Genomic DNA, 5,102 nt, shown 5'->3' on the forward strand with positions numbered 1-5,102 from the left:
GAAGACCGCCGCCGCCCCCGCCACCGCCGCCATCGGCTCCACCACCGCGGAGAGCTGGCCGTACCAGAAGCTCCTGAGGCGGCTCATACCCTCGCGCCGCAGCGGCATCGAGACCGCGAGCCCTTCCGGGAAATTCTGGATGGCGATGCCGACGGCCAGCGCAACGGCGCCCCCGAACGTGGCGTAGGGGAACCCGGCCGCGGCCGCGCCGAACGCCACCCCCACCGCCAACCCCTCGGGGATGTTGTGCAGCGTTATCGCTAGGACGAGCAGCGTGCTCCGCTGCCAGCTCGTCTGTATCCCCTCGGCCTCGTCTTGGTGGAAGCCGATGTGGAGGTGCGGGAGGACCCGGTCGACGGCCGCCAAAAAAAGGCCGCCGGCGAGGAAGCCCGCCGCCGCCGGAAGCCAGCTCGGCAGCCGTCCCCCCGCCGACATCTCGATGGCCGGGGCCAACAGCGACCAGAAACTGGCCGCGATCATGACGCCGGCGGCGAAGCCCAACATGCCGTCGAGGACGCGCCGGTTCACGGTCCTCGCGGTGAATACGGCCGCCGCGCCGAGCGCGGTCGCCGCCCACGTGAAGCACGTCGCGACCAGCGCCTGGAGGACGGGATGCAGCTCCCGGGCGAAGTCCATATATATTCCCGCCTACCCCCCCGCCCCCCGCCGGGGCCGGAGAGGCCCAGGCGCCGCCCGGGCCTCCCCTTCAACGTTGCGTCCCTACTTCAGGAACTTGGACACGAACGGCGAGCTATCGCCTCTCCGCATGAAGTGCCCGGAAGGACCTTCTCCCAGGAACTCGGAGAACCAGGATTCGTGCTCGATCTCTTCGTTGAGGATGGCGAGGGACAGGTCGTACGTGCGGTGGTCCTTGCCCGCCGTCAGGTTGCAGACGTTGGTGTACTGGCGGACGGCGCACCTTTCGGCTTCCACCAATACCTTCAATATCCCCTGGACGTCGTGCGGTTCTTTGGTCAAATAGGCCGGCGGGCAGCCGGACACGTCGTGGAACTCCTTCATGTCGCGGGGGAGCGCGCCGCCCAGTTCGTAGATGCGGGGAATGAGCGCCTCGAAGTGGTTCCGGTCCTCTACGCGGGCGACCTCGGCGATTTCCTTGACGGTCTCGCCGTCGAGGCCGATGAGGTTGCAGCGGAGGATGGTGTAATAGTAATACGTCGTCAGCTCGGCGGCGGCGTTCTTGACGAGCAACTCCACCAGCGCGTCCACGTCGACGCCGGCCTTCGCGACCATCTCGCGTGTTACTTTAGCCACGTATTCACCCCCTTTCGAATCAAATAACCCCGTACCAATTAAGCAATATTATTTTTAGCGTCGGGAATATAGCTCAAACCCGCGGCGGCTTCAAGGGTTAAATCGGAGCTGCGGCTAACCAACTCCCCACGTACTCCACCCGCTCCGCAAGTTCGAGCGACGGCGGCGGCTCGAGCACTTCCCATTTACCCCCGAGGCGCAGCTCCCGGGCCGTCAACTCGAAATGGCAGCACGCTATTCCCATATCCAAGCGCTGAAGGTCGCCGCCGGGGGCGTTGATGAGCTTGCTGTTGTAGCCGGGCGTCCGGCGTATGAAGAGGTGGAAGACGTCGCCCGGGCCCCGCACCACGCGCCACGGCTGGCGGTTGGAGGCCGAGGGCCCCAGCCGCACCATCTCCAAAACGTCGGCGTAGGAGCCCGCGGCCTCGCGGCTTAGCGGCCTGCCGAACACGCCGTCGAAGAAGAGCTCCCCCCACGGCTTGCGCTTCTTGGACCGCGCAAAGAAGCGCGTCACGCCGTCCACCGCCGTCCGCCGCGCGGCGACGTACCCGACGGGGCTTACCGCCGGCAGGATTTCGTTTTTTCCTAAATTAATAGCCCGGGCGAAGCCGGAGCGGTTGAACGACGCGCCGAGCCAGCAGGTCCCGAGCCCCAGCGCCGTGGCGTGGAGGACGGCGCGCTCGAAGGCGTAGCCGTAGTCCTCCATATCCATAGGCCGCCGCCCGACGGCGCCGGCGAGGAACGTCCGCGCGCCCCGGACGATCCCGTACGTCCCGAGCGCTTTGAGTTCGGCGCGGTCGCCCTCGGAGGCTTCCACCAACTGGAGGCGGACGCCGCCGCCGAACGGCCCGGCCTCGAGCGCGGCGGTAAACTCCTCGAGGCGCGCGCGGTCCGCCGGCTCGAGGGGCCGGCCGTCGTAGCTGCGCCACGACGAGCGCGCCCTTATGACGTCCGCGATGGCCGGTTCGCCCGCCATCGCGACTACGTCGACCTATCCTCGCCGGCCTTCGTCAATTCTTTGAGCGGAATTACGACGACGCCGCGGCCGTCGCATTTTCTGGATAACGACGACGCCGGGCCGCCGCGCCGTTTTAACTCGGTTACGTATATAACTTCCTCGCCGTCCTCGAGGCGAATCCGACACGACGACGGCCTGCCGTCGTAGCTGCGCCACGACGAGCGCGCCCTTATGACGTCCGCGATGGCTGGTTCGTCCGCCATCGCGGCTACGTCGACCTATCCTCGCCGGCCTTCGTCAACTCTTTGAGGGGAATTACGACGACGCCGCGGCCGTCGCATTTTCTGGATAACGACGACGCCGGGCCGCCGCGCCGTTTTAACTCCGTAACGTAAATAACCTCTTCGCCGTCCTCGAGGCGAATCCGACACGACGACGGCCTGCCGCAGCCGTTTACCTTGTACCTCGTAAGCTCCCCCGCCTCGGCGTCATAGCATTTCAGGAAGCCGCCCGGGTCCGCGAGCCAATAATTGCCGCGCGCGTCCGTGCACAAGTCGTCGCAGAAATCGAAGACGGCCGTCTTGCCCAACACGCACGTCACGGCCATAAAACCCGGTCTGAACGTCGACACGCCGCTGAACGTCTCCGTGAAACATATCCGGCCTTCGCGGGCGTCATAAAACATACCGTCGACGCAGCGCAGGTTCGGTATGAACACCTCGGCCTCGCGGTAGTCGCCGCCCGCCTTCCTCCTCATTTTATAAATCGCGCCCTCGCCGTTTATGAAACTCATGTTGCTGACGGCGAAGTAAAGGTTGCCGCGGCCGTCCAGCGTCAGGCCGTTCAGGCCCGGGTAGTCGCCCGCGATTTTTTCCGCGCTCTCCAACGCGCTATCCACCCGGTATATTCCGCCGCCGCGGCCGAGCCAGTCGTCGCACGCCGCGACGTAGAGAAATCCCCCGGGGCCCCGGTCGATGCCGCACGCCTTCCCGTCGGCCAGCTTCGCCGACTTCACGAGCCGCAGCCCCTCACGCGACGGCCCGTCGACCAGATGAACGTTTCCCCAGCAGTCGGTGACGTACGCCCGGAGCGAGGCCGGCTCGAGGTAGACGTTCTCGCACCCCTTCCCGACGTCCACCACGACGGCGCCGTCGAGGTCGCCGAAATCGAGGGCGACGGTTTTCACCAATACCGCGCGCAAGGAGATAGACCTCGCCCGGCCCAACGAGAAGGTCCCCAGCTTCCTGTTTACGCCGGCCGGGCCGTATATAATGCGGGGGACGACGACGAAAAAATAGGCCAGCGCCGCGACGACGACCGACGCGGCCAAGGCTGCCCTAACCAACTTCTTCCGGTTCAATTGCGCGATTCCTCGGTTAGCCGTTACGCTCGAGGCGGCGGCGGCGCCCGGCCCGAGCCGAATTTATTTCAATACGTACAGTATCACCTGGCCCATGAAATAGAGCCCCAGGATGCCCATCGAGTCCCAGGCCAGGAAGAAGGGGCGCTTGATGGTCCGGTACGTCAGGCCCACGATGGCGGCGGCGGTCATCGCTATCGCGACGCCGGCCGTCACGACGTGGGCGTCGGACGCCGCGCCCAGAAGGGGCCCCTTGAAGTACAGGAAGTCCTCGACGGCTAATATCGCGATGTTGAAGAGGTTGCTGCCGAAGAGGTTGCCCAGCGCCAGGTCGACCGCGCCCAGCCGAATCGCGGCCACCGTGACGACCAGCTCGGGCAGCGACGTCGAGAGCGCGATGAAGAAGCTCCCCACGAACGTCTGGCCGAAGCCGGTCATGGCGGCGATGCGTTCGCCCAGGTGCGGCAGGTAGGCGGCGGCGAGCACAATAACGACGGCGTTCACGGCGTACAGCGCGTACGCCCGCTTCGCCGTCACGTCCCGGTAGCGTAGCTCCTCGGCCATCTCCCTGACGACCGCGGCGATGCGCCTCTTGTTGTAAAGGAATAAGACGCGCATCGCGACGACGTACAGCGCGAAGTAGACGAAGCTGAAGACGCATATCCACCCGACCGCCGGGAACGTACCCCCCAGGTATATGTTGACGGCGATCAAGCCCAACAGCAGGACGCCGAAGCCCGCGGAGATAACGTGGCCCTCGTTCACGCCGGTATATATCGGCTTCCGCCCCGTCATGGCGTCGACCAGCGACAGGATGAGGAGGTTAAACATGCAGCTGCCGAGGACGCCGCCGACGGCGATGTCGGGCAAGTCGAAAACGGTGACGGCCGCGACGCCCGACACCAGCTCGGGCAAGGACGTCACCGCGGCCAAGAGCAGCGCGCCGACCCACAGCCGGCCCAGGCCCGTCTTCTCGGCGATGATGTCGCCGTACTTCGACAGCCTCGAGCCGGCGTAGACGATTACCGCGGTGCAGGCGGTGAATTGCAACCAAACGACCAACGCTACTTCCCCTGTCGACGGCGGCCGGCTACGCCTCCTCGGCCGGCACCGGCTCGTGGGCCTTGCGGCCGTAGACCTTCTCGTACGCCTTGCAGTACGGGCAGATGCCGCCCTCTATTCTCTTTACGAACCAGTACGCCAGGCCCCGCTGCTTCTCGCGGGCGCGGCTGCACACCGGGCACTCCACGCACTCCTGCGCCCGGGCGCGGTCCTTATCCGTAATACCGGCGGCTTCCATTACGCGACTCTTATTTCCGGAGTTTGGCCAACGGGCCCATAACCAGCGGCCCCAAAAATACGGCGAGTAGCACCAGCGCCCAAACGCGTCCCTTGAGGACGTTGTAGTCGGCGAGCAGCCGAGGCCACGGATGCCCCGCGACGTAGTGGCCGAAGAGGAACTCGAAGGCTACGGTCATAACCACCCACGCCGCGCCGACGACCAGGAGGTCG

At 65.7% G+C, this 5,102-nt stretch carries 8 protein-coding genes; all 8 read right to left on the reverse strand.

What is annotated here, in order from left to right:
• On the reverse strand, nucleotides 1–636 hold a 636-nt coding region (locus VMX79_09405; protein ID HUV87317.1), incomplete at its 3' end, for a ZIP family metal transporter.
• Nucleotides 637–720: 84 nt separating this feature from the next.
• Entirely contained in the window at nucleotides 721–1,272 is a 552-nt protein-coding gene (dps, locus tag VMX79_09410) for a DNA protection during starvation protein (protein HUV87318.1), read from the reverse strand.
• A gap of 97 nt (nucleotides 1,273–1,369) precedes the next feature.
• Nucleotides 1,370–2,248 carry a nitroreductase family protein gene (locus VMX79_09415; protein HUV87319.1) on the reverse strand — a complete coding sequence of 293 codons (879 nt, stop codon included), beginning with the start codon at nucleotides 2,246–2,248 and terminating at the stop codon, nucleotides 1,370–1,372.
• 5 nt (nucleotides 2,249–2,253) lie between these two features.
• Nucleotides 2,254–2,493, reverse strand: coding sequence for a hypothetical protein (locus VMX79_09420; GenBank protein ID HUV87320.1), 240 nt, complete (start codon nucleotides 2,491–2,493; stop codon nucleotides 2,254–2,256).
• A gap of 5 nt (nucleotides 2,494–2,498) precedes the next feature.
• Nucleotides 2,499–3,590 carry a hypothetical protein gene (locus VMX79_09425; protein HUV87321.1) on the reverse strand — a complete coding sequence of 364 codons (1,092 nt, stop codon included), beginning with the start codon at nucleotides 3,588–3,590 and terminating at the stop codon, nucleotides 2,499–2,501.
• A 63-nt stretch (nucleotides 3,591–3,653) separates the two neighbouring features.
• Nucleotides 3,654–4,652: a sodium:calcium antiporter gene (locus tag VMX79_09430; GenBank protein ID HUV87322.1), complete on the reverse strand. Its 999-nt coding sequence runs from the start codon at nucleotides 4,650–4,652 to the stop codon at nucleotides 3,654–3,656.
• A gap of 28 nt (nucleotides 4,653–4,680) precedes the next feature.
• Entirely contained in the window at nucleotides 4,681–4,890 is a 210-nt protein-coding gene (locus VMX79_09435; GenBank protein HUV87323.1) for a hypothetical protein, read from the reverse strand.
• A gap of 10 nt (nucleotides 4,891–4,900) precedes the next feature.
• Nucleotides 4,901–5,102 (reverse strand): hypothetical protein (locus VMX79_09440; protein ID HUV87324.1); only part of this gene is annotated, 202 nt, incomplete at its 5' end.

The organism is bacterium, assembly GCA_035529855.1.
GTDB lineage: Bacteria > RBG-13-66-14 > B26-G2 > WVWN01 > WVWN01 > WVWN01.